Origin of the sequence: Tabrizicola flagellatus (assembly GCF_046295235.1) — a bacterium.
Lineage (GTDB): Bacteria > Pseudomonadota > Alphaproteobacteria > Rhodobacterales > Rhodobacteraceae > Tabrizicola > Tabrizicola flagellata_A.
Genome location: NZ_JBKBLV010000025.1, coordinates 19002 through 43235, shown reverse-complemented (window position 1 = coordinate 43235; position 24234 = coordinate 19002). Strand labels below are relative to the sequence as shown.

The 24234-nt window shown below is 67.2% G+C and carries 25 protein-coding genes and 1 tRNA gene; 7 read left to right on the top strand and 19 right to left on the bottom strand.

Annotated elements, in window-relative coordinates; genetic code table 11:
• Positions 1–26 precede the first annotated feature (26 nt).
• The 6 genes from ACK4IU_RS12215 to ACK4IU_RS12190 form a co-directional block, all read right to left on the bottom strand.
• Positions 27–848 carry a metal ABC transporter permease gene (locus tag ACK4IU_RS12215; RefSeq protein WP_409735493.1) on the bottom strand — a complete coding sequence of 274 codons (822 nt, stop codon included), beginning with the start codon at positions 846–848 and terminating at the stop codon, positions 27–29.
• Complete coding sequence (locus ACK4IU_RS12210) at positions 845–1711, bottom strand: metal ABC transporter permease (RefSeq protein WP_409735490.1); 867 nt, start codon at positions 1709–1711, stop codon at positions 845–847. The genes ACK4IU_RS12215 and ACK4IU_RS12210 overlap by 4 nt, the downstream gene beginning before the upstream one ends.
• Before the next feature lie 108 nt (positions 1712–1819).
• Positions 1820–2671: a manganese/iron ABC transporter ATP-binding protein gene (locus tag ACK4IU_RS12205; protein WP_409735487.1), complete on the bottom strand. Its 852-nt coding sequence runs from the start codon at positions 2669–2671 to the stop codon at positions 1820–1822.
• 7 nt (positions 2672–2678) lie between these two features.
• Positions 2679–3569, bottom strand: a complete 891-nt coding sequence (locus ACK4IU_RS12200; protein WP_409735484.1) for a metal ABC transporter substrate-binding protein — start codon at positions 3567–3569, stop codon at positions 2679–2681.
• Positions 3570–3666: 97 nt separating this feature from the next.
• Complete coding sequence (locus tag ACK4IU_RS12195) at positions 3667–3792, bottom strand: AbrB family transcriptional regulator (RefSeq protein WP_409735481.1); 126 nt, start codon at positions 3790–3792, stop codon at positions 3667–3669.
• Positions 3793–3892: 100 nt separating this feature from the next.
• Positions 3893–4582 carry an AbrB family transcriptional regulator gene (locus ACK4IU_RS12190; RefSeq protein WP_409735479.1) on the bottom strand — a complete coding sequence of 230 codons (690 nt, stop codon included), beginning with the start codon at positions 4580–4582 and terminating at the stop codon, positions 3893–3895.
• A 236-nt stretch (positions 4583–4818) separates the two neighbouring features.
• Between ACK4IU_RS12190 and ACK4IU_RS12185 the strand changes: the two genes are divergently transcribed.
• Positions 4819–6489 carry a hypothetical protein gene (locus ACK4IU_RS12185; RefSeq protein ID WP_409735476.1) on the top strand — a complete coding sequence of 557 codons (1671 nt, stop codon included), beginning with the start codon at positions 4819–4821 and terminating at the stop codon, positions 6487–6489.
• An 8-nt stretch (positions 6490–6497) separates the two neighbouring features.
• Here ACK4IU_RS12185 and ACK4IU_RS12180 read toward each other — a convergent pair.
• The 10 genes from ACK4IU_RS12180 to ACK4IU_RS12135 form a co-directional block, all read right to left on the bottom strand.
• Positions 6498–6574: transfer RNA gene (locus tag ACK4IU_RS12180), tRNA-Arg, on the bottom strand.
• A gap of 50 nt (positions 6575–6624) precedes the next feature.
• Positions 6625–7845 (bottom strand): cysteine desulfurase, encoded by a 1221-nt coding sequence (locus tag ACK4IU_RS12175; RefSeq protein ID WP_409735473.1) that lies wholly within the window; start codon positions 7843–7845, stop codon positions 6625–6627.
• Positions 7838–8434, bottom strand: a complete 597-nt coding sequence (locus ACK4IU_RS12170; protein WP_409735470.1) for a YIP1 family protein — start codon at positions 8432–8434, stop codon at positions 7838–7840. The genes ACK4IU_RS12175 and ACK4IU_RS12170 overlap by 8 nt, the downstream gene beginning before the upstream one ends.
• Complete coding sequence (locus tag ACK4IU_RS12165; protein ID WP_409735467.1) at positions 8431–8910, bottom strand: YIP1 family protein; 480 nt, start codon at positions 8908–8910, stop codon at positions 8431–8433. The genes ACK4IU_RS12170 and ACK4IU_RS12165 overlap by 4 nt, the downstream gene beginning before the upstream one ends.
• Before the next feature lie 8 nt (positions 8911–8918).
• Positions 8919–10214, bottom strand: a complete 1296-nt coding sequence (sufD, locus tag ACK4IU_RS12160) for a Fe-S cluster assembly protein SufD (RefSeq protein ID WP_409735464.1) — start codon at positions 10212–10214, stop codon at positions 8919–8921.
• Positions 10214–10969 (bottom strand): Fe-S cluster assembly ATPase SufC, encoded by a 756-nt coding sequence (gene sufC / locus ACK4IU_RS12155; RefSeq protein ID WP_409735460.1) that lies wholly within the window; start codon positions 10967–10969, stop codon positions 10214–10216. Before sufC ends, sufD begins: the two co-directional genes overlap by 1 nt.
• Positions 10970–10986: 17 nt before the next feature.
• Positions 10987–11586, bottom strand: coding sequence for a hypothetical protein (locus ACK4IU_RS12150; protein WP_409735457.1), 600 nt, complete (start codon positions 11584–11586; stop codon positions 10987–10989).
• A gap of 103 nt (positions 11587–11689) precedes the next feature.
• Positions 11690–13213, bottom strand: coding sequence for a Fe-S cluster assembly protein SufB (gene sufB / locus ACK4IU_RS12145; RefSeq protein WP_409735454.1), 1524 nt, complete (start codon positions 13211–13213; stop codon positions 11690–11692).
• Positions 13214–13226: 13 nt separating this feature from the next.
• The gene (locus tag ACK4IU_RS12140) at positions 13227–14270 is read right to left on the bottom strand and encodes a cysteine desulfurase family protein (protein WP_409735451.1); all 1044 of its coding nucleotides are present in this window, start codon (positions 14268–14270) and stop codon (positions 13227–13229) included.
• Positions 14267–14728 carry an Rrf2 family transcriptional regulator gene (locus ACK4IU_RS12135; protein WP_409735448.1) on the bottom strand — a complete coding sequence of 154 codons (462 nt, stop codon included), beginning with the start codon at positions 14726–14728 and terminating at the stop codon, positions 14267–14269. Before ACK4IU_RS12135 ends, ACK4IU_RS12140 begins: the two co-directional genes overlap by 4 nt.
• 163 nt (positions 14729–14891) lie before the next feature.
• Between ACK4IU_RS12135 and ACK4IU_RS12130 the strand changes: the two genes are divergently transcribed.
• The 4 genes from ACK4IU_RS12130 (at position 14892) to ACK4IU_RS12115 (ending at position 17783) form a co-directional block, all read left to right on the top strand.
• Positions 14892–15551 carry an alpha/beta hydrolase gene (locus tag ACK4IU_RS12130; protein ID WP_409735445.1) on the top strand — a complete coding sequence of 220 codons (660 nt, stop codon included), beginning with the start codon at positions 14892–14894 and terminating at the stop codon, positions 15549–15551.
• A complete protein-coding gene (locus ACK4IU_RS12125) occupies positions 15551–15820 on the top strand; it encodes a hypothetical protein (protein WP_409735442.1) in 270 nt (89 codons plus the stop codon). The genes ACK4IU_RS12130 and ACK4IU_RS12125 overlap by 1 nt, the downstream gene beginning before the upstream one ends.
• Positions 15817–16401, top strand: coding sequence for an HD domain-containing protein (locus ACK4IU_RS12120; RefSeq protein ID WP_409735439.1), 585 nt, complete (start codon positions 15817–15819; stop codon positions 16399–16401). Before ACK4IU_RS12125 ends, ACK4IU_RS12120 begins: the two co-directional genes overlap by 4 nt.
• A 167-nt stretch (positions 16402–16568) precedes the next feature.
• On the top strand, positions 16569–17783 hold the full coding sequence (locus tag ACK4IU_RS12115; RefSeq protein WP_409735436.1) for an NADP-dependent isocitrate dehydrogenase: 1215 nt from the start codon (positions 16569–16571) through the stop codon (positions 17781–17783).
• Here ACK4IU_RS12115 and ACK4IU_RS12110 read toward each other — a convergent pair.
• Entirely contained in the window at positions 17780–18448 is a 669-nt protein-coding gene (locus ACK4IU_RS12110; RefSeq protein ID WP_409735433.1) for an NYN domain-containing protein, read from the bottom strand. The two genes, ACK4IU_RS12115 and ACK4IU_RS12110, sit on opposite strands and share 4 nt — an antisense overlap.
• Positions 18449–18605: 157 nt before the next feature.
• On the opposite strand from ACK4IU_RS12110, the gene ACK4IU_RS12105 reads away from it, so the two are divergent.
• A complete protein-coding gene (locus ACK4IU_RS12105) occupies positions 18606–19229 on the top strand; it encodes a YitT family protein (protein ID WP_409735430.1) in 624 nt (207 codons plus the stop codon).
• 62 nt (positions 19230–19291) lie between these two features.
• Positions 19292–21109, top strand: a complete 1818-nt coding sequence (typA, locus tag ACK4IU_RS12100; protein WP_409735427.1) for a translational GTPase TypA — start codon at positions 19292–19294, stop codon at positions 21107–21109.
• A 61-nt stretch (positions 21110–21170) separates the two neighbouring features.
• On the opposite strand, the gene ACK4IU_RS12095 is transcribed toward typA, so the two are convergent.
• Together ACK4IU_RS12095 and ACK4IU_RS12090 are read right to left on the bottom strand one after the other, a co-directional pair.
• On the bottom strand, positions 21171–22604 hold the full coding sequence (locus ACK4IU_RS12095) for an NAD(P)(+) transhydrogenase (Re/Si-specific) subunit beta (RefSeq protein ID WP_409735425.1): 1434 nt from the start codon (positions 22602–22604) through the stop codon (positions 21171–21173).
• A gap of 10 nt (positions 22605–22614) precedes the next feature.
• Positions 22615–24186: a Re/Si-specific NAD(P)(+) transhydrogenase subunit alpha gene (locus ACK4IU_RS12090; protein ID WP_409735422.1), complete on the bottom strand. Its 1572-nt coding sequence runs from the start codon at positions 24184–24186 to the stop codon at positions 22615–22617.
• Between the last annotated feature and the right edge of the window lie 48 nt (positions 24187–24234).

Here is a 24234-nt window from a genome sequence, read left to right as displayed (position 1 = left end):
GCTGGCCGGGCCGGCGGCAAGCCGGATCAGGCGGCGCGGGCGCGGATCGTCCGGTTGAGGAAGGCCAGCAGGAACATCCCCGTCAGGATAAGGATCACCGTGGGCGCAGGTGCGGAGTCGAGATGAAAGCTGGTCCAGACGCCCAGGATCATCGCGGCAAGGCAGATCACGGTGGCCAGGATCAGCATTGCCCCGAAGCTGCGCGCCATCAGGAAGGCGATTGCCCCCGGCGCGATCAGAAGGCCGATGGCCAGGATCAGGCCGACCGAGGAGAGCGTGGCGACGATGGTCAGCGACAGCATCGCCAGCAGACCATAGTGCAAGAGCCGGGTCGGCAGTCCCGAGACCTGCGCCTGGGCAGGGTCGAAGGCGTGCAGCATCAGGTCGCGCCATTTCAGCGCCAGGATCAGCGTGACCGGGCCCGCGATGGCTGCCGAGGTCAGGAGATCCTGCCGCCCCACCCCCAGCATGTTGCCGAACAGGATGTGGTCGAGGTGCATCTCGGTCGGGATGGCGGTGAACAGCACGATCCCGGCCGCGAACATGCCGGAGAACACCACCCCCATTGCCGTGTCGCGCTTGATCCGGCTGTTGTCGGCCAGCCAGCCGGTCATCAGCGCCGCGCCGAGACCGGCGGCGAAGGCCCCGAGCAGGAGCGGCAGACCGGCAAGCCAGGCCAGCACGATTCCGGGCAGCACCGCATGGCTGACCGCGTCGCCCATCAGCGCCCAGCCCTTCAGGACGAGAAAGCAGGACAACAGCGCCGCCGGCGGCGCCACGATCAGCGCGATCCAGAAGGCGTTCTGCATGAACGGGAACTGGAAAGGTTGGACAAGCGCCTCGATCATGCCGCCCTCGCCCGCGCCCGCGCCGCCAGAAGCCCGTGTTTCGGAGCGAAGAGGAAGGCCAGCCCGAAGAGAAGGGTCTGGAGAAGCACGATGACGCCCCCGGTGGCTCCGTCGAGGAAGTAGGAAATGTAGGCGCCGGTAAACCCGGTCGCCGCGCCGATCCCGGCGGAAAGGGCCAGCAGGCGCGGGAAGCGGTCGGTCAGGAGATAGGCCGTGGCACCGGGGGTCACGACCATGGCGACGACGAGGAAGGCCCCCACCGTCTGCATCGCGGCCACGGTCGAGGCCGAAAGCAGGGTGAAGAACACCAGTCTCAGCAGATCGGGGCGCAGGCCGATGGTGCGGGCGTGGGCCTCGTCGAAGAAGGTGACCATCAGATCCTTCCAGAGCACGAGGAGGACCACGGCCGAGACGGCTCCGATCAGCACCAGTTGCAGCGTGTCGGCGGGCGAGATCGCCAGCACGTTGCCCATCACGATGGTCTGCACCGAAACCCCGGTCGGGAAGATCGAGATCAGGAACAGGCCGAGGCCGAAGAACGCGGTGAAGATCAACCCGATCACCGTGTCGGTCTTGAGCCCGGTGCGCCCTGAAAGGAACAGCATGGCCCCGGCGGCGAGGCCCCCGGACAGGAAGGCACCGAGCGCGAAGGGAAGCCCGAGGATATAGGCCCCGGCGACGCCGGGGACGACGGAGTGGGAAAGGGCGTCGCCGATCAGCGACCAGCCTTTCAGCATGAGATAGGCCGACAGGAAGCCGCAGACCCCGCCGACCAGAGCGGAGACCCACATCGCATTGGTCATGTAGCTGTAGGCGAAGGGCTCAAGCATGACCGGACGCTCGCGGGTCGGGACGGCTGTCATGTTGCGCGCCTTGCGGCGCAAGCCTTGTCTCTCGCCTCTGGGCCTGCGGCCCAACCGGCTCGGCGCGGCCTCCGGCGGGAGTATTTGGGCAAAGGGCAAGTGCAGGGATCATGGCGCGCCTTTCCGGCCATACTGGACGAAGGGGCGTTCGTCGTCGGTCAGGATCGAGACCTCGCGGCTGTCGTCGTCGTCGTGCAGGTCGCTGCCGCCAAGGGTGAAGTGGCGCAGCGTGCCGCCGAAGGCGCGTTCCAGGTTGGCGCGGGTGAAGGTGGTCGCGGTCGGGCCATGGGCGAGGACCGTGCCCTTCACCAGCACGGTGCGGTCGCAGAAATCGGGCACCGAGCCGAGGTTGTGGGTCGAGACCAGCATCACATGCCCCTCGTCTCGCAAGTCGCGCAGGAGAGCGATGATCTGTTCCTCGGTCGTGACATCGACGCCGGTGAAGGGTTCGTCGAGGAGGATGATCCGCCCCTCCTGCGCCAGGGCCCGGGCGAGAAAGACGCGCTTCTTCTGGCCGCCGGACAGTTCGCCGATCTGGCGGTGGCGGAGGTCGGAGAGGCCCACCCGGGCCAGCGCCTCATCGACCCGCGCCCGGTCCGTGGCCGAGGGGCGGCGCAGGATCCCCATGTGGCCGTAGCGGCCCATCATCACCACGTCCTCGACGAGGACCGGGAAGGACCAGTCCACCTCCTCGGCCTGCGGAACGTAGGCCACGAAGTTGCGCCGCAGCGCCTCGCGCACGGGCAGGCCCAGCAGGCGGATCGTCCCGCGCGCGAGCGGCACGAAGCCCATGATCGCCTTGAACAGCGTGGACTTGCCCGCCCCGTTCACCCCAACCAGCGCGGTGATGGTGCCGGTCGGGATGGCGAAGCTGGCGTCGGTCAGGGCGGTCAGGCCGTTGCGGTAGGTGACGGTGACGCCCTCGGCGAAGATGCCCTCGGTCGCGGAGATGTCGCGCATCATGCCCTCAGTTCCCGGCGGTCAGGCCCCGGACGATGGTTTCGGTCGTGACCCGCAGGAGATCGAGATAGGTCGGCACCGGCCCGTCGGGGGTCGAGAGACTGTCGACGTAGAGCACCCCGCCAAAGGCCGCCCCTGTTTCGCGGGCGACCTGTTCGGCCGGGTCGGAGGGCACGGTGCTTTCGCAGAACACGGCCGGAATGGCGTGCGCGCGCACGCCGTCGATCACCGCGCGGACCTGACGCGGCGTTCCCTGCTGGTCGGCGTTGATTGGCCAGAGGTAAAGTTCCTTCAGCCCCAGATCGCGAGCGAGATAGCTGAAGGCACCCTCGCAGGTGACGAGCCAGCGGCGGTCCTGCGGCAGGGCGGTGATCTGCGCCTTGAGCGGATCGAGCGCGGCGCGCAGCCGGTCCTTGTAAGCGGCCGCATTGGCGGCATAGGTCGCGGCATTCTCCGGATCGATGCCCGAAAGCGCCCTGGCGATGTTGTCAACGTAGATCAGGGCGTTGTCCACACTCATCCAGGCATGGGGGTTGGGACGGCCGTCATAGTCACCCCCGGTGATCGAGATCGGCTCGACCCCATCGCTGAGCGTGGCCGAGGGCACATCGCCGAGATTCGCCAGGAACTGCTCGAACCAGCGTTCGAGGCCGAGGCCGTTGCGCAGCACGAGGTCGGCGTCGGAGGCGCCCACGATGTCGCGGGGCGTGGGCTCATAGCCGTGGATCTCGGCCCCTGGCTTGGTGACCGAGACGACCTCCACCCCCTCGCCCGCGACGTTGCGGGCCATGTCGGCGATGACGGTGAAGGTGGTGACGACCTTGAGCGGAGACTCGGCAAGGGCCGGCAGAGGGGCCAGCGCCAGAACGGCCAGTAGCAGAGGGCGAAGCGAGGGCATGATGATCCCGTGGGTCAGGCTGCATTAGAATGTAAATGAGAAGCATTTGCAAGAAGGCAAGGGCCCGGCCCGACGATCTGCTCGGCAGGCCGTGGCTTCAGGGCCGGTCGGGCAGCAGGCGGGCTGCCATGGGCGCCAGCACGATCACGACGAGGATGCGCACCACATGGTACAGCGCGACGAATGCCACGTCCGCCTGGATGGCGAGCGCGATGAGCCCCATCTCGGTCAGCCCGCCGGGGCGAGCGCGAGCAGCGCCTGGTCGAGGCCGACCCCTGCCCCGGCCCGCATCGCCAGCCCGGCGACCAGAGCAAGCGCGAGCGTCAACACCGTGGCGCCCATGCTGAGGAGCCCGCCCGGGCAAGCATCGCCGGCGCGATTCCGACGAACCGGCACCCGAGGATGGTGCCGAGCAGCACCTGCGCGACGACGACCAGCGGGGGTGGCGGCGCGCTTTCGGTCAGCCCGGTCACATGGACGAGCGCCGAGAGGATCAGCGGGCCGAGGAAGGTCGGCGCGGGCAGGCGCAGGCGGATGCCCAGAGCCGCGCCAAGGAGCGCCGACCCGGCCAGAAGCGCGATGTCGGCGATCCCGAGCGGGCCGCCTGCGGTCGGGGCGGTCCGGCCGACATCATGGCCGAGGACCACGCGGAACAGGAAGGCCATCAGTGCGATGGTCACGACGATGCGCAGCGAATGGGCCAGCACGATCGCCGGCACATCCGCGCCGCGGGCCTCGCCGAACTCGATCATCTCGGACTGCCCGCCCGGCATGCCGGCGAAATAGGCCGTGGTCCAGTCCTGCCGGCCGACCAGCCGGTAGAAGGGCACGACCACGGCGGCAACGGCGGCCAGATAGACGAGGAGGATCACCAGCGTCAGCGCGGTCTGCCCGGCCTGGCCCAGGATGTCGGGCGTGAAGCGCGAGCCCAGCAGCACACCGATCACCGCGACGATGGCGGGGCGCAGGCCCGCCGGTCCCCGGATGGGCGCCCCGGCCACGGCTGCCGCCATGGTGGCGAAGAGCGCCCCAGCATCCAGGGCAGCGGCAGCGACAGCAGGTAGAACACCGCCCCGCCCAGGCTTCCCAGGGCAAGTCCGGCGAGCAGGGCCAGGGGGGCGCGGCATGTCAGTCCTCTTCGTCGCGGACCAGACTGCAACGTCCCGCGACTTTCAAGCCGGTGCCCGGGCACGGCCGTTGACAGGCAGCGCTTGCGCTGGAACGCTTGCCCAGGTTCCGAGGAAGCCCGATGCGACTGACGCCGTTCCTTGCCGCCGTCCTGCTGCCTGCCCTGCCGGCCCGGGCCGAGGTGGGGGACTGTTCGGCGCCGGGCTATCTTGCCGCCTTCGCCGATGCGCCGACGGCCCGCGATCTGACCTGTGTGGAACTGTTCCGCTTCGAGGTGCCGACACCGGATGGCCAGCGCCTGATCCGCGGCATCGCAGATGCGGCGGCGGGCTGGGCGGTGCCCCCGGCGCTGGCGGCCGAGGTCGAACGCGGCGCGCGGATGGCCGGGCAGGCCTTTGCCGGGCTGGGGCGGTTCCGGGTCGAGGACATCACGATCCTGGTGCTGGACGATGTGCACCCCGGCACCGACCTGTCCCACCACGGCAGCGGCGCGGCCGAGGTGCTGGGCGTGACCCTCGGCACGCCCGACCCGGCACGGGGGCCGGAATGTCTGATCACGCTCTACGGGCTGGCCGGGGCGGCGACGGACGGCTCGATGCCGGTGACGGTGGCGCACGAGATCTTCCACTGCGTGCAGGCCGCGACCTACGCCGGGCCGAAATACGACAGCTATGGCGCGGGTGGCGCCTGGTGGATCGAGGGCGCGGCCGAGGCCTTCGCCGCTGCGGCCATTTCCGAAAGTGCCCCCTACACCGACCGGGGCGGCGCCTTCGATGCGGCGGTCGAGGCGCGGGTGGCGCTGAACGACATGGCGCATGAGGCGGTGCACTTCTTCTACTGGCTGATGCAGGGCCGGGGCGGGCTGGCGGCGCTGATGCCCTTCCAGGACGCCATGGCCGATGCCGGCGGCGCTGCGGCCCAGCAGGCGGCGATGCGCGCGTCGTTGACGGCTCGCGACTGGCAGGACTTCGCCGAGGCCTACGCCGATGGCCGGATCCGCCATCCGCAGGGCGGCGCGCTGGCCTCGACCCCGCCCGAAGGGACGGTGCTGGACATCTCGGCGGCCGGACGGCACGCGCTGCCGATGGACGCCTTCACCCTGACGCTGGGCCGGGCGGACTATGCCTGCGGGGTCTGGGGCAACCAGCCCCGCCCTGCCCCGCCGGGCCTGACCTGGAAGGCCGGGGGCGATTGGGGCGCCCTGCCCGAGGAACTGGACACCCGCGAAGGCGGCGCGGCGGCCGCGTGGCGGCTGGCGGCGCTGCCGGTCGAGGCGGTCGAGGGCGTGCTGACGGTGGAACGTCGGCGCAGCTGCGCACCTTGCCTGGGGTCGGACGCGCTGGACGCCTGCCTGGTCGGCACCTGGGAGATGACGGGCGGCGGCCCGGCGGAATGGATGCGCGCGCAAGGCCTTGCCGCGCGGGCGGAGCATGCGGGCGATCGGCACGTCAGCTTTCGCGGCGACGGGGTGTTCGGCACCTCGTCCTTCCGGGTCTCGTTGACAGAGGACCGCCGCGACATCCTGTGGGAGGGCGAGGGCACGCTGACCGGCGCCATGGGCGGCTGGTCGGCCGAGGGGGGACAGCTGAACCTCTGCACCGAGGCGGGGGGCGGCATGGCGGGCCGGGTCAGGGGCAGCACGCCCGATGCCAGCGGCGAGTTGCCCGCCGGCGCCCCGCCCGGGGGGTCGATGTCGCTGCGCTCTGCCTGCACCGGCGACAGCCTGCGGACGGTGCTGCCGATGCGCGGCCTGCCCGACATGGTGACGGACTACCGCAGGATTTCCGACTGAATAGGGATTGGCGCACCCGACAGGATTCGAACCTGTGACCTCTGCCTTCGGAGGGCAGCACTCTATCCAGCTGAGCTACGGGTGCCTGCGCCGTCCTTAGCGGATGGCGCGGAGGGTTTCAATGGCGGACCGCGCTCAGGCGAAAAGTTCGTGCGCAAGCTCGAGCGCCGAGACCAGCGCGTCCACCTCCTCGACCGTGTTGTAAAGCCCGAAGGAGGCCCGGCACGAGGCAGTGATGCCCAGATGCTCCATCAGCGGCATGGCGCAATGGGTGCCCGCGCGCACGGCGATGCCGCGTTTGTCGAGGATGGTCGAGATGTCGTGGGCATGGGCGGCACCTTGCAGGGTAAAGCTGAAGATCGCCCCCTTCGTCGCCGAATTCCCCTGCACGTTCAGCCAGTTGAGACCCGCCAGCCGCGCGCGGGCATAGTCGCGCAAGGTCCGTTCATGCGCGGCGATGTTGGCCATGCCGAGGCCCATCAGATACTCCAGCGCCACGCCGAGACCGATCTGCTGCACGATGCCGGGGGTGCCGGCCTCGAACTTCATCGGGGGATCGTTCCAGGTGACGCTGTCGCGCGTGACCTCGCGGATCATGTCGCCACCGCCGAGGAAGGGGCGCATCTCGGCCTGGCGTTCGCGGTGGATGAAGATCGCCCCGGAACCGCTTGGCCCGTATAGCTTGTGCCCGGTCACGGCATAGAAATCGCAGCCGATGGCCTGGACATCGACCGGCATGTGGACGGCGGCCTGCGACCCGTCCACCAGGACCGGCACGCCCTTTTCCCGCGCGCCGCGGCAGATAGCGGCCACATCGACCACGGTGCCGAGGACGTTCGACATGTGGGTGACGGCGACAAGCTTCGTCTTCGGCCCGATGGCCGCCAGCACCGCCTGCGGATCGAGGTCGCCGTTGGCATCGACCTCGACCCATTTCAGCACCACCCCCTGCCGTTCGCGCAGGAAATGCCAGGGGACGATGTTGGCGTGATGCTCCATCACCGACAGCACGATCTCGTCGCCGGGGCCAAGGTGCGGGGCGGCCCAGGCATATGAGACGAGGTTGATCCCTTCCGTCGTGCCGGTGGTGAAGACGATCTCTTCCTCCGACCGGGCGTTCAGGAAGCGGGCGATGATGCCGCGGGTCGCCTCGTATTTCTCGGTGGCGAGGTTCGACAGGTAGTGCAACCCGCGATGGACATTGGCGTATTCGTGGGAATAGGCCCGCGTCACCGCGTCGATCACCACCTGCGGCTTCTGCGCCGAGGCGCCGTTGTCCAGGTAGACCAGGGGCTTGCCGTTCACCTCCCGCGACAGGATCGGGAAATCGGCGCGGATCTTTTCGACGTCATACATCGGGGATGAAGGCCTCCGGCCCGACAAGCAGCATGACCGCCAGTCCCAGGACCATCCCGGCGGCGAAGGCGGTGACGACCATGCCCAGGAACACCTTCCCGCGCGAGGCGAAGCCGTGCAGCTCGGCGACGAAACAGGTCATCAGCCACAGGAAGAGGACAAAGCCGGCCAGCCCGATCAGCCCGCCCAGTGGCGGGATCAGGATGCCTGCAACCAGTTGCAGCGCCTGCACGACCAGCATCAGCACCTGAAGCCAGACCACGACCAGGAGCGAATCCGCGAACGATCCCCGCCCGCCAAAGGCACGGCCGACCCGGTGGATCAAGAGGACCGACAGCGCAAGGAAGATCCATTGCACCACCGCCGCGCGGAAGGGGCTGGCCAGCATGAAGGCACTGACCGGGTCCATCGGCTGCGGGTTAAGCCCCAGTTGCAGGCTGGCCAGAAGCGCCGAGACCACGGCGACCAGGAGAAGGCCCGCGGTCCGCGCCGGCATCGGCACGCCCTCGGACAAAAGCGCCCGGGTGGCGGCGCGGGGATCCTCCAGCGTCAGCCGCGCAAGCTGGATCAGGCGGTCGGTCAGGGTCATCCGCGTTCGGCCTCGTGCAGAAGCGTGGCCCAGAGCCACAGGAAGGCCAGGCCGACGATCAGCCTGACCGCGTTAAGGGCCGGACCGGGGCCGATCATCCCCGCGACCAGCCCCTGCAACAGGATCAGCGGCCCGACGCAGGCCAGCGCCCAGAACAGCGCGACCCGCGCGCCGTACCAGCTCCCCTGCCCGCCCATCGCGCGCGCGGCCAGATGGCCGAGTGCCGCGAGCCCGTAGAGGAACGGGATCGCCGCCAGAAGGCCATAGGCCGTGGGCAGGATGCGCGGCCAGGCCGAGGGCTCGCCGGCCAGAAAGGCCGCGCGCGCCGCGCCGGGCCACTGGCCGATGAAGGCGAGGATCAGGAACACGAGGAGGAGCGACAACGCGAAGGGCTCGGACCGGCCCCGCGCCAGAAGCTGGCGCAGGACCTGGCGCGGGCGGGCCCAGGTGGCCACCAGATCGGTCGTGACCGCCATCCGCCGCCCTACCCCCTGGACCCGTGCCGCGCGAGCCAGCGTTCCAGCCGGGCGCGGATGTCCTCGGCGATGGTCTCGTCGGCCACCTCGTCGATCGCCTCGGCGAGGAAGGCCAGCACCAGAAGCGCCTGCGCCGTCCGCCGCGGGACGCCGCGCGATTGCAGGTAGAAGAGTGCCGTCTCGTCGATCGCGCCGCTGGTCGAGCCGTGGCTGCACTTCACGTCGTCGGCGTAGATTTCCAGCTCGGGCTTGGCGAGGAACTGGCTGTCCTCGTCCAGAAGGAGGCTCTGGCTGATCTGGTAGCCATCGGTCTTCTGCGCGCCGGGCTTGACCAGGATCTTGCCCTGGAAGACGCCGGTTGCCCCGTTCATAAGCACCTTCTTGAACACCTGCCGGCTTTCGCAAGCCTCGGCGGCATGGGTGATGAACACGGTGTCGTCATGGTGGAAATCGCCATCCCCCACCGCCGCCCCGGCGACATGGGCGCGCGCCTCGGCGCCGGCAAGTTCCACAACGGCCTCGTTGCGCGTCAGCCGGCCGTTCGCCGTCAGCGTGAAGGACCGGAACTCCGCCCCCGCGCCCAGCCGGGCGAAGATGTGGGTCACCGCGCGGCGTTCGTGGTCGCGGCCCTGAAGGCGGATGTGGTGGAACCGGGCGCCCTCGGCGACCTCGACCTCCAGCACCTTGGAGAAGCGCGCCGCAGCCGGGCCGTTTTCCAGCAGCGTCAGCTCCGCCCCGGCCTCGAGCTTCACGCAATGATGCAGCATTGCATCGGAAGCTTCTGATTCATGGACATAAATCAGCGAGATAGGCTTCGCGGCTCTCCCGGTGACGTGGATCAGGACTCCATCCGTCGCATGGGCAGAGTTCAGCGCGGCAAAGGGCCGGGCGACAGGAGCCTGGCCACGAGCCTCCAGCACACCGTAGATGCCTTGCGCCCAGTGGATGTGCTTGTCGCCCGCCTCGGCCAGCCGTTCGATCATGACGCCCGCAAGAACCGGATCGTCCGAGGCCGACGGATCGAACACTCCATCGACGAACACCAGCCGGAGCCGGTCCATCCCGTCGAAGGGTGCGGTCTCGTCGCCAGCGTCGAACCGCGCGGCCGGCGCCGGGTCAGGGCTGTTCAGACTGGTGGGGTCAGTATAGCGCCAGTATTCGTCGCGCCGCCCGGGCAGACCCATGGCCGTCAACCGCGCCAGCGCCTCGGCCCGCGCGGTGGCGAGCCAGCCCTTGCCCTCGACCGCCGGCAGGGCCGCCAGCCGCGCGGCAAGGGCGTCTTCCTTCGCCTTCGGCAACGCCATCAGCCCACCTCGTTCAGGATGTCGGCATAGCCGTTCTGTTCGACCTCGAGCGCCAGGTCCGGCCCGCCGGTCCTGACGATGCGGCCGCCCGCCATGATGTGGACGACATCGGGTTTGATATGGTCCAGAAGCCGTTGATAATGCGTGATGACCAGGAAGGACCGCTTGCCGTCGCGCAGCGCGTTCACCCCGTCCGAGACCAGCTTCATCGCATCCACGTCAAGGCCCGAGTCGGTTTCGTCCAGGATGCACATGCGGGGTTCCAGCATGGCCATCTGCAGGATCTCGTTGCGCTTCTTCTCGCCGCCCGAAAAGCCCACGTTGACCGGGCGCTTCAGCATCTCGGCGTCGATCTTCAGGGTCTTGGCCTTCTCGCGCACGATCTTCAGGAAATCGCCCGCGCTCAGTTCCTCTTCGCCGCGCGCCTTGCGCTGAGCGTTCACCGCCGTCCGCAGGAAGGTCATGTTGCCGACGCCGGGAATTTCCACCGGATACTGGAAGGCGAGGAACAGGCCCGCCGCGGCGCGTTCCTCGGGCTCCATCTCCAGCAGCTCCTGCCCGTCGAGCGTGGCCGACCCCTCGGTCACCTCATAGCCGTCGCGGCCCGAGAGCACATAGGACAGGGTGGACTTGCCCGACCCGTTCGGCCCCATGATGGCATGGACCTCGCCCGGGCCGATCTTCAGATCGACCCCGCGCAGGATCACCTTGTCCTCTTCCTCAAGTCTGACGTGCAGGTTATTGATTTCAAGCATCTTTCTATCCTTCTGCCTCAGCGCGGATCGGTGAACCAGCCGATGGCCTCAGTGACCATCTCGGGCGGGATCGCGCCGGGGGTGACGGTGAAGCGGGCCATCCGGCCCACCAGTTCTTCCAGCCGCGCCAGCCGTTCCACGCCGTGGTAGTAGCGGCGGCGCGCATAGTCGTCGAAAAGCACGGTGACGGGCCGGGTCGTGCGCAGCATCACCGCCACGAGGCAGGCGCAGCGGAAACGGCCGTCGATCAGCACGAGGTCGGGCTGCACGAAATCCGGCCGGTCCCAGACCGACAGCGCATAGCCATGAAACTTGCGGTGCTCGCGCGATTTCAGCGGCGCGCCCCAGTCCCCGGTCGGGCCGATGTCGACCCAATGCACCTGCACCCGGTCCGAGATCGGCGCGACATGCCCGGCCAGCCGCGCCGCCCAGTCGCGGTCGCTTTCCACCGAAAAGACCCGGGCGCCAAGCTCGGCCGCAAGAACGGTGGACCCGCCGCTGCCGTATTCCAGGATCGTCCCGGCACCGGCATAGGCGCGGGCGAGGAATTTGGCCTCGGCATCGTCGAAGGTCAGCGCGAAACCCGGTGCGCCCTCGTCCCCATCGGCATCCTGCATGCGCGCGTCCCCCGCAAGGATCGTCCCGTCCCCGGCCCGGCAGACCTGCGGCGGGCGGCCCTCGCTCCGGCCGATATGTGGTGCAGCCCGTTCCATGCGCCGGTCAGCCGACCGAGCCTTCCAGGCTGATCGCGACCAGGCTTTGCGCCTCCATCGCGAATTCCATCGGCAGGGCTTGCAGGACCTCCTTGCAGAAGCCGTTCACCACCAGGGCCACGGCCTCTTCCTCGTCCATCCCGCGCGAACGGCAGTAGAACAGCTGGTCGTCGTCCACCTTCGAGGTGGTCGCCTCATGCTCGACCCGCGAGGAATTGTTGCGCACTTCGATGTAAGGCACGGTGTGCGCCCCGCATTTGTCGCCGATCAGAAGACTGTCGCACTGGGTATAGTTGCGGCTGTCCTTGGCCTTGGGGTGCATGCTGACCAGCCCCCGATAGGTGTTCTGCGCCCGACCCGCCGAGATGCCCTTGGACACGATCCGCGACTTCGTCCGCTTGCCGAGATGGACCATCTTGGTCCCGGTATCGGCCTGCTGGGCGTTGTTGGCGATGGCGATGGAGTAGAATTCGCCCTGGCTGTCATCCCCGCGCAGGATGCAGGAGGGGTATTTCCAGGTGATCGCCGATCCGGTCTCGACCTGAGTCCACATCACCTTGGCCCGGTCGCCCCGGCAATCGGCGCGCTTGGTGACGAAGTTGTAGATGCCCCCCACCCCGTTCTCGTCGCCCGGATACCAGTTCTGGACGGTGGAATATTTCACCTCGGCATCCTTCAGGATGACGATTTCCACCACGGCGGCATGCAGCTGGTTGGTGTCGCGCTTGGGCGCGGTGCAGCCTTCGAGGTAGCTGACGTAGGAGCCCTCGTCCGCCACGATCAGGGTACGCTCGAACTGGCCGGTGTTTTCCGCGTTGATGCGGAAATAGGTGGACAGTTCCATCGGGCAGCGGACGCCCTTCGGGATATAGACGAAGGAGCCATCGGAGAAGACAGCGCTGTTCAGCGTGGCGAAGAAGTTGTCGGTGGGCGGGACCACGCTGCCGAGATACTGCTTCACCAGCTCCGGGTGTTCGCGCACGGCTTCCGAGATCGAGCAGAAGATCACCCCGGCCTTGGCCAGTTCCGCCTTGAAGGTGGTGCCGACCGACACCGAGTCGAACACCGCGTCCACGGCCACCTTGCGGGGTTCCGCTTCGCCTTCGACTCCGGCCAGAAGCATCTGTTCCTTCAGCGGAATCCCGAGTTTCGCATAGGTCGCCAAGAGCTTCGGATCGACCTCGTCCAGCGACTTCGGCTTCTGCGCCATGCTCTTCGGCTTGGCGTAGTAGTACTGGTCCTGATAGTCGATTTCCGGGTAGTTCAGCATCGCCCAGCGGGGCTCTTCCATCCTGACCCAGCGCCGGTAGGCCGCCAGCCGCCAGTCCAGCAGCCAGTCCGGCTCGCCGTTCTTTTCGCTGATGAGCCGCACGATGTCCTCGTTCAGACCCTTCGGCGCATATTCCGTCTCGATCTCGGTTTCCCAGCCGTACTTGTACTTGCCGGCCATCGCCTGCACGGTCTCGATCGTCTCGCGGTCCACGCCTTCGCGGATCTCGACGGCTTCGGAAGTGTCCAGTGCGGCGGTCATCGGCATCATCCCCTCAGGCGGCCCGCGCGCGGGCCTTGGCATAGGCCTTGGTCCAGGCATCGCCGAACCGCAGCACCTCGTCTTGTGTCACCCCCGGGCCGATCGAGACCCGGATCGCCTGGCCCGCAAGGGCCGCATCAAAGCCCATCGCGGTCAGGACGCGGCTGGCGCGCACCTTGCCGCTGGAACAGGCCGAGCCCGCGGAAACCGCGAATCCGGCCAGGTCCATCGCCATCACCTGCGTCTCGCCCTTCCAGCCCGGAGCGATCAGGCAGAGCGTGTTCGGCAGGCGGGGCACACCATTCCCGACAGAAATAGTCTCATTTGCCGCGGCCGACAACTGCGATTCTAGAATATTTCTAAGTTCGGCGACCTCGTCCCAGAGCCCGGCGGCAAGGTCCCGCGCAGCGGCTTCGGCGGCGGCGGCGAAACCGGCGATGCCGATCAGGTTCTCGGTCCCGGCGCGGCGGCCCATCTCCTGCCCGCCGCCTTTCAGCTGGGCGGGCACCTCGATACCCTGCCGGACGACCAGCGCGCCGATGCCCTTCGGCCCGCCGAGCTTGTGCGCCGAGACCAGTCCCATGTCGCAGCCCAGCCAGTTGAAGGCGAAGGGCACCTTGCCGAAGGCTTGCGTCAGGTCGCTGACCGCAAGGCCCGGGGGCAGGTCCTGCAGGATCCCGGTCTCGGAATTCGCCAGTTGCAGCGCTGTCCGGGCGGGATCGCGGACCGTCACCCTGCCCTGCCCGTCCACCGGCAGCGCGGGATTGCACCAGGCGGCCACAGCGTCATGCTCCACGCCGGCGCAGTCCAGTCCCCGGCCCGCACAGGCCAGTGCCGCCGCCTCGGTGGCTCCGCTCGTGAAGACGATGTCCGCCCCGTCCGCCCCCAGCGCCGCCGCGATCCTTGCGCGGCTCTGCTCCAACAGCGCCTTGGCCGCCCGGCCTTCGGCATGGACCGACGAGGGGTTCCCCACCACCTCCATCGCCGCGATCATCGCAGCCCTCGCCTCGGGCCGCAGGGGGGCAGTGGCGTTCCAGTCGAGATAGACCCGCGTCATTCCTCGTCCACCACGCGGAACAGCGAGGGGACGGCGGGACAGGGCGTCAGATCGTTCTGCACCACATCCGAAAGCCGGACCTGGTGCAGGAAGACATAGACATTGGCCGACAGGCTTTCCCAGAGTCGGTTGGTCAGCGACTGGGCCCGGGTCCCGGACAGGGCCCCGCTGGCCCCGGCGCCGGTGTGCATGGCATCGACGGTTTCCTCCACCGCCTGCATCACCTCGGAAATGCGGATCTCGTTGGGGCTGCGCGCCAGCTTGTAGCCGCCGCCCGGGCCGCGCACCGCCTCGACCAGGCCCGCGCGGCGCAGCTTGACGAAGAGCTGCTCGAGATAGGGCAGCGAGATGTCCTGACGCTTGGAAATCGCGGCCAGCGAGACCAGATCATCGCCCTTGGCCAGAGCGAGGTCTGCCAGAGCAACCATCGCATAGCGTCCCTTGGTAGACAGCTTCATCCCGCCTCCTGCCCCCCGAAAGGAGAATCGCAATCACATTGACGCCAAGCCTGACGCACATTACCTCAATCAGGCCCCGAAAAGCTGGTCTGCCCGCTTTAGAACGGTTCTAGTTTGTCCGAGCGAAAGCGTCAAGAAATCGCTCCCGCATGAGAAGAGTGCAATGCCCGAAGTGATCTTTGCCGGCCCCGACGGACGCCTGGAAGGCCGCTACCATCCCCAGAAGGACCGCGACGCGCCCATCGCCATCGTGCTGCATCCGCATCCCGCCTATGGCGGGACGATGAACAACAAGGTCGTCTACAACCTTCACTACGCCTTCTACAACCTGGGCTTCACCGTCCTGCGCTTCAACTTCCGCGGCGTGGGCCGCAGCCAGGGCGAATACGACCAGGGCATCGGAGAACTGTCCGACGCGGCCTCGGCGCTCGACTACCTTCAGGCCATGAACCAGAACTCCAAGCAGTGCTGGGTGGCCGGGTTTTCCTTCGGCGCCTGGATCGGCATGCAGCTTCTGATGCGTCGCCCCGAAATCACCGGCTTCGTCTCGGTCGCGCCGCCCGCGAACCTCTACGACTTCTCCTTCCTCGCCCCCTGCCCGTCTTCGGGGCTCATCATCAACGGCACCGCCGACAAGGTCGCGCCGCCCAAGGACACCAAGACACTGGTGTCCAAGCTGCACGAGCAGAAGGGCATCACCATCACCCATGCCGAGATCGAGGGCGCGGATCACTTCTTCAACGACGAAGAGGCGCACATGAAGCCGATGATCCAGACGGTCTCCGACTATGTCCGCCGGAGGATGACGGAGGCGACCCGCTGATGGCCAGCTTGCAGGATATGGCCGACCAGCTGGCCGACGACGTTCTGGCCGCCGAGGAAGAGCTTGGCGACGACCGCTTCTACGAGAAGGTGGCCAAGGTGCTGATGGCGGCCTCGCCCACCTTCCAGGAGGCCTACATGACCGCGGTCCGCGTGCGGCTTGCCGAACGCCGGGGCCGCGAGTTCCTGGAAAAGGCGCTGGCCGCCAAGCGCGGCGAGATCGAGGAGGCCCCCGAGGCTCCGGTCGATTTCGGCGGCATGGGCCATTGAGCGACCGGCTGGAGCGCCAGTTCGCCTTTCTCAATGAGGCCGACAGGCTGAAATCGGTCCTGCGCGCGACCACGCTGGTCGATGGCTCGCGGCCGGAGAATTCGGGCGAACATTCCTGGCACCTGGCGCTTTACGCGCTGGTGCTGGCCGACCAGGCCGGGCCGGGCGTGAACATCGAACGGGTGATCCGGATGCTCCTGATCCACGACCTGGTGGAGATCGACGTGGGCGACGTGCCGATCCATTCGCAGAACGGCCAGGCCCATGCCAGCGTCGAGACCCAGGCCGCCGAGGCCAGGGCCGCCAACCGGATCTTCGGCTTGCTTCCCGACGACCTGGGGCACGACCTGCGCGCGCTCTGGGAAGAGTTCGAGGCCGCCGAGACCCCCGACGCCCGCTTTGCCAAGAGCCTCGACCGGGTGCAGCCGGTGATGGCGAACCTGATGTCGGGTGGCGGCACCTGGACGAGCTACAATGTCACCTTCGACCAGCTGGAAGCCCGTGTGGGCGCGAAGATCGCCCGGGGCGCACCGGCGGTCTGGGACTGGGTGAGAGAGAAGGCCCGGCCCTGGTTCGGCTGACCTCCTCGTGCGCCTTCGGCTTCTCGTCGGGGGGCACCCGCAGCGAGGAGTGACGAAGTCATCGACGAGCGGCCCGCCCGCGTTTCGGTATACAATCGCATACCGCCCTTCCCAAGCCCGCGCTTTTCCGCTATGACCCCGGCAACCGAATCCACAGGAGGCCGCGCATGTCGAAGATCAAGGTAGCCAACCCCGTCGTCGAGCTCGACGGCGACGAGATGACCCGGATCATCTGGGACTTCATCAAGAAGAAGCTGATCCTGCCCTATCTCGACATCGACCTGAAATACTACGACCTCGGGATCGAGGAGCGCGACCGGACCGACGACCAGGTCACCATCGACGCGGCCAATGCGATCAAGCAGTACGGCGTCGGCGTGAAATGCGCGACCATTACCCCGGACGAGGCACGGGTCGAGGAATTCGGCCTGAAGCAGATGTGGAAGTCGCCCAACGGCACGATCCGCAACATCCTGGGCGGCGTGATCTTCCGCGAGCCGATCATCTGCAAGAACGTCCCCCGCCTGGTGCCGCACTGGACCCAGCCCATCGTCGTCGGCCGCCACGCCTTTGGCGACCAGTACCGCGCGACGGACTTCAAGTTCCCCGGCAAGGGGAAGCTGACGATGAAATTCGTCGGCGAGGATGGCACGGTGATCGAGAAGGACGTCTACTCTGCCCCCTCCGCCGGCGTCTACATGGGCATGTACAACCTGGATGACAGCATCACCGACTTCGCCCGCGCCTCGCTGAACTATGGCCTCCAGCGCGGGGTGCCGGTGTATCTGTCGACGAAGAACACCATCCTCAAGGCCTATGACGGCCGCTTCAAGGACATCTTCCAGAAGGTCTTCGACGAGGAATTCGCCGAGGAGTTCAAGAAGCGCGGCCTGACCTACGAACACCGGCTGATCGACGACATGGTGGCCTCGGCGCTGAAATGGTCGGGCGGCTATGTCTGGGCCTGCAAGAACTATGACGGCGACGTGCAATCCGACATCGTGGCGCAGGGCTTCGGCTCGCTCGGCCTGATGACCTCGGTCCTGATGACGCCCGACGGCAAGATCGTCGAGGCCGAAGCCGCCCACGGCACCGTGACCCGCCACTACCGCGAGCACCAGAAGGGCAAGCAGACCTCCACCAACTCCATCGCCTCGATCTACGCCTGGACCGGCGGCCTGAAGCACCGCGCGAAGCTCGACAACAACGAGGCGCTGATGCGCTTTGCCACGACGCTGGAGAAGGTGACGGTCCAGACCGTCGAGGACGGCTTCATGACCAAGGACCTGGCGCTTCTCGTGGGGCCGGACCAGAAGTGGCTGACCACCATGGGCTATCTGGAGAAGGTGGACGAATACCTGAACAAGGCGCTGAAGGGTTAAGCCTTCTTCGCAGGCTTGAGACGGGCGCGGGACTGGGTTCCGCGCTCTTCTATTTCACAGACCTCTGGCCGCTTCTTGAACCAGTCGCTCCAGGACGCCGACTTGCCGATCCCCGCAGCGGCTTTCGAAATCCCCATCGTCTTGGCACGTTGCTGACCCAGCGCTGAGAAGGAGAGCCAGCCGTCAGAATCCCCTTCGGACTTCAGGAACTGGCACATCCGATCATCGAAAGGCGGGGCCTTCGCGACTTCGGCAGGATTGACCTTCACCGGGATCTTCACGAACTCTCGGCACGCCTTGCGGAATTCTTCCGGCGCCTTCTCCTCGCCAATCCCGGTGACGGCGAACCCCAACTCGGCAAGACGCAGCGCAACCAGCGTCATGTCCCTGTCCGAGGTCGCAAGGACGATCTTGTCCACTTGTCGGGTCAGGGCCAGTTCCAGTGCGTCCAGCGACAGGGCGATGCCGGCCGCATCCTTTCGCGCCGGGACATGCACTACCCGGAATCCCGGGGCCGAGGTCCAGCCATCCAGCCGCGTGACTGCGCCGTAGACCCGTTTGATACCCAGCACACCGGACTTTATCGCCGTCGTGATCAGGAACCCCGCATGCTCGACAGAGAGGTTCTCGCCATCCACAAGAAGCGCAACGCGCCGTTCGTCCATAATACCCTCGAACCAAAGCAATAATCGTCAGGGTGCCACAGCGGCGACGCCGAGCGAAGCAGAAAAGGTGATATTCTGCATCTGCCACAGAAAGGTCAGCATTATTGACTTTCTAAAGGTCATGATATATGACCTATGTGACCCGCAGGAGCCGCCGATGCCCGACCGTCCCGACCAGATCGCCGACCGCCCCCGCCACAGCGCGGTGGATAACGCGCAAGGGATCGCCTTCGGCGTCACCATGGCCGCCCTCGGGATGCACATCCTGACCCACATGGGCTTTGTCACCGGGCAGACCACCGGCCTTGCGGTGCTGATCGCCCACTGGACCGGCCTGTCCTTCCCCGCCGTATATTTTGGCGTCACCCTGCCCTTCCTCGGCCTTGCCTGGAAACGCATGGGCGCGGCATTTGCGCTGAAGACGCTGGTCACGACCGCCGCCCTTTCGGCCCTGGTCGCGGTCCTCCCGAACTGGGTCGAGCTGGGGCGGATCGAGCCCGCCGTGGCAGCCGTTCTCTTCGGCCTCCTGTTCGGCATCGCGGCGCTGGCCGCGATCCGGCACGGCGGCAGTTTCGGCGGGCTTTCCGTCCTGTGGATCGAGCTTCAGGACCGCACCGGCTTTCCCGCCGGCCATGCGCAGCTTCTGTCCGACATCGTGATCTTCGGGCTGGCCGCGCTTGTGATGCCGTTCGACACGCTCGCCTACAGCTTTCTCGGCGCCGCGGTCTTTTCGCTGTTCCTCGCCGTGAACCACCGCCGCGACCGCTATATCGCCGCCTGACGGGCTCTGGCCAGCCGGCGCAAAACCCTGTAAGGCCGCCGCAACCCTACAGGACGGACCAAATGGAACTGCGCAACATCGCGATCATCGCCCACGTCGACCACGGCAAGACCACGCTGGTGGACGAGCTTCTGAAACAGTCCGGCGCCTTCCGCGTCAACGAGGCGGTTTCCGAACGCGCCATGGATTCCAACGACATCGAGCGCGAGCGCGGGATCACCATCCTGGCCAAGGCGACCTCGGTCGAATGGCAGGGCACGCGGATCAACATCGTCGATACCCCCGGCCACGCCGATTTCGGCGGCGAGGTGGAGCGGATCCTCAGCATGGTGGACGGCGTGTGCCTGCTGGTCGATGCCGCCGAAGGGCCCATGCCGCAGACCAAGTTCGTGCTGACCAAGGCCCTCGCCCTGGGTCTGCGCCCGATCGTGGTGCTGAACAAGGTGGACAAGCCCGATGCCGAACCCGACCGCGCGCTGAACGAGGTCTTCGACCTTTTCGCCAACCTCGGCGCGACGGACGAGCAACTGGATTTCCCGCATGTCTATGCCTCGGGCCGCTCGGGCTGGGCCGACATGGAGCTGGACGGCCCGCGCAAGGACCTGTCGGCGCTCTTCGACCTGATCGTGCGCCATGTGCCCGCGCCGAAGCAGCTGGCCCGGCAGGACGAACCCTTCTCGATGCTGGCGACCACGCTGTCCGCCGACCCCTATCTCGGCCGCATCCTGACCGGCCGGGTGGAATCTGGCCGGATCACCACCGGCACCACGCTCAAGGCCCTGTCGCGCACCGGCGAGCGGCTGGAGCAGTTCCGCGTGACCAAGATCCTCGCCTTCCGCGGCCTCTCGCAGCAGCCCATCGACGAGGCCGTCGCGGGCGACATCGTGACGCTTGCCGGGATGACCAAGGCCACCGTCGCCGACACGCTCTGCGCGCTGGAGGTGGACACCGCGCTCCCCGCCCAGCCCATCGACCCGCCGACGATCACCGTGACCTTCGGCATCAACGACTCGCCGCTCGCCGGCCGCGACGGCACCAAGGTGCAGTCCCGCGTCATCCGCGACCGGCTGATGAAGGAAGCCGAGGTCAACGTCGCGATCAAGGTCGCCGACACCCCCGGCGGCGAGGCCTTCGAGGTCTCGGGCCGCGGCGAATTGCAGATGGGCGTGCTGATCGAGAACATGCGGCGCGAGGGGTTCGAGCTGTCGATCTCGCGCCCGCGCGTGATCATGCGCGACATCGACGGCGTCCGGCACGAGCCGATCGAGGAAGTCATCATCGACGTGGACGACGAATACACCGGCGCCGTGATCGACAAGCTGACGGGCGAGCGCAAGGGCGACCTGGTCGAGATGAAGCCCGCAGGAACCGGCAAGACGCGGATCGTGGCGCATGTGCCCTCGCGCGGGTTGATCGGCTATCAGGGCCAGTTCCTGACCGACACGCGCGGCACGGGCGTCTTGAACCGCATCTTCCACGGCTGGGCACCGCACAAGGGCCCGATCCAGGGCCGCCGCCAGGGAGTGCTGATCTCGACCGAAAGCGGCGTCTCGGTCGCCTATGCGCTGTGGAACCTGGAAGAGCGCGGCCGCATGTTCATCGGGCCGCAGGAACAGGTCTATGTCGGCATGATCATCGGCGAGCACAGCCGCGACAACGACCTGGAAGTGAACCCGCTGAAGGGCAAGAAGCTGACCAACATCCGCGCTTCCGGCTCGGACGAGGCGGTGCGGCTGACCCCGCATGTGAAGATGAGCCTGGAAGAGGCCATCGCCTATATCGACGACGACGAACTGGTCGAGGTCACGCCCAAGATCATCCGCCTGCGCAAGCGCGAGCTTGACCCGAACGAACGCAAGCGCGCCTCGCGGAAAGAGTGACGGTCGGGTCGCAAGCCCAAGAATTTTCGACGAAAATTCTTGGGCCGGCGGGCCCGGGTTCTCAGTCGATCATCGGCAGGAGGGCATCGAGCGACTTCTTCGCGTCGCCGTAGAACATCCGCGTGTTCTCCTTGTAGAACAGCGGGTTCTCGATGCCGGAATAGCCGGTGCCCTGCCCGCGCTTGGACACGAAGACCTGCTTGGCCTTCCAGACCTCCAGCACCGGCATGCCGGCGATGGGGCTGTTCGGATCCTCCTGTGCGGCGGGGTTCACGATGTCGTTCGACCCGATGACGATGGCCACGTCGGTTTCGGGGAAGTCCTCGTTGATCTCGTCCATCTCCAGCACGATGTCGTAGGGCACCTTCGCCTCGGCCAGGAGCACGTTCATGTGGCCGGGCAGACGCCCCGCGACCGGGTGGATGGCGAAGCGGACGTTCTTGCCCTTGGCGCGCAGCTTGCGGGTCAGTTCCGAGACCGACTGCTGCGCCTGCGCCACCGCCATGCCGTAGCCCGGCACGATGATGATCGAGTCGGCATCGTTCAGCGCCGCGGCCACGCCTTCGGCGTCGATGGCGATCTGTTCGCCCGTGACCTCCATCGCCGGGCCGGTGGTGTTGCCGAAGCCGCCGAGGATCACGCTGATGAACGACCGGTTCATCGCCTTGCACATGATGTAGGACAGGATCGCGCCCGAGGAGCCGACCAGCGCGCCGACGACGATCAGCAGGTCGTTCGACAGCGAAAAGCCGATCGCCGCCGCCGCCCAGCCCGAATAGCTGTTCAGCATCGAGACGACGACCGGCATGTCCGCCCCGCCGATTCCCATGATCAGGTGGTAGCCGATGAAGAAGGCCGCCAGCGTCATCACGATCAGCGCCAGCGTCGAGCCGGATTGCAGGTAGACCACCAGAAGGACCAGCGACAAGAGCGCCGCGCCCGCGTTCAGGAGATGCCCGCCCGGCAGCTTCACCGCCTTGCTATCCACCTTGCCCGCCAGCTTGCCGAAGGCAATGACCGATCCGGTGAAGGTGACGGCGCCGATGAAGACGCCGAGGAAGGTCTCGATCCTCAGGATCGTCACCTCGGCCCCGGTCTTGTGCGCGATCGTCCCTGCAAAGCCGGTCAGCGCGGCGCGGGCGGCCTCGTCCATGGCCCCGATGCGGATCAGCTCGATATGGGTGTTGAAGCCGATGAACACCGCCGCAAGGCCCACGAGACTGTGCATCGCGGCGACGAGCTGCGGCATCTCGGTCATCTGCACGCGCTGCGCCACGACCCAGCCGATCGCGCCACCGCCCAGGATCAGGACGACCGACAACCACCACAGGCCCGCGCCGGGGCCGTAGAGCGTGGCCGCGACCGCCAGCGCCATGCCGAAGATGCCATACCAGACCGCGCGCTTGGCGCTTTCCTGGCCCGAAAGCCCGCCCAGCGAGAGGATGAAGAGGACAGCGGCGACGACATAGGCCGCAGTGGTGAATCCGTAAGCCATGTCTGCCCCCTTACGATTTCTGGAACATGGCGAGCATGCGCCGGGTGACCATGAAGCCACCGAAGATGTTGATCCCGGCCATGAAGACCGACAACGCGGCAAGAAGGATCACGAGGAAGGACCCCGACCCGATCTGCATCAGCGCGCCCAGGATGATGATCGACGAGATCGCGTTCGTCACCGCCATCAGCGGCGTGTGCAAGGAATGCGAGACGTTCCAGATCACCTGGAAGCCGACGAAGACCGCCAGCACGAAGACGATGAAATGGCTCATGAAACTGGCCGGAGCATAGAGCCCCGCCAGCAGCATCAGCCCGCCGCCGAGGACAAGCATCCCCACCTGGCTGCGGGTCTGGGCCCTGAAGGCCGCGACCTCCTGCGCGCGGCGTTCCTCGGGCGTGAGTTCCTTCGGCTTTTCCTTGGGCTTGGCGGCCGCGATGGCCGCGATCTTCGGCGGCGGCGGCGGATAGGTCACCTCCCCCATGTGCGCCGCGGTGGCGCCGCGGATCACGTCATCCTCCATGTTGTGCAGGATGACCCCGTCCTTCTTGGGCGTCAGGTCCGCCAGCATGTGGCGGATGTTGGTGGAATAGAGCGTCGAGGCCTGGGCCGCCATCCGGCTGGGGAAGTCGGTGTAGCCGATGATGATGACGCCGTTGTCGGTGACGATCCGCTGATCCGGCACCGTCAGGTCGCAGTTGCCGCCGCGTTCGGCCGCGAGGTCCACGATCACGGACCCGGGCTTCATCATCTTCACCATGTCCTCGGTCCACAGCTTCGGCGCGGGCCGGCCGGGGATAAGGGCGGTGGTGATGACGATGTCCATCTCGGGCGCAAGTTCGCGGAACTTGGCCAGCTGCTTTTCGCGGAACTCGGGGCTCGACGGGGCGGCGTAACCGCCCGTGGCCGCCCCGTCCTGGGTCGGTTCGAACTCCAGGAACACGAAGTTCGCGCCCATCGATTCGATCTGCTCGGCCACTTCGGGGCGCACGTCAAAGGCGTGGACGATGGCGCCGAGGCTGACCGAGGTCCCGATGGCCGCCAGACCCGCCACGCCCGCGCCGACGACCAGCACCTTGGCCGGGGGCACCTTGCCCGCCGCCGTCACCTGCCCGGTGAAGAAGCGGCCAAAGTTGTTCCCGGCCTCGATCACCGCCCGATACCCGGCGATATTCGCCATCGACGACAGCGCGTCCATCTTCTGCGCGCGGGAAATCCGCGGCACCATGTCCATCGCGACGATGGTCAGGTTCTTCTTCGCCGCCGCCTCCAGCAGCTCGGGGTTCTGCGCGGGCCAGAAGAACGAGATCAGCGTCTGCCCGTCCTGCAGCGAGGCCAGTTCCTTCGCCTCGGGCCCCCGCACCTTCACGATCACGTCGGCCGCCTTGATCACCGAGGCCGCATCCGGCAGCACCTCGACGCCGGCCGCCGCATAGGCTGCGTCCGAGAAACCGGCCCTGGCGCCCGCGCCCGCCTGGATGCAGGCGGTGTGACCCAGCTTGGCAAGCTGCGTGGCCGACTCCGGCGTCATCGCCACCCGGTTCTCGCCCGGGAACACCTCTGTCAAAGCGCCTATCTTCACCCTTGTCCCCCGTTCTGGCTTGTGCGGTCAGAATCTGACCCGACGCAC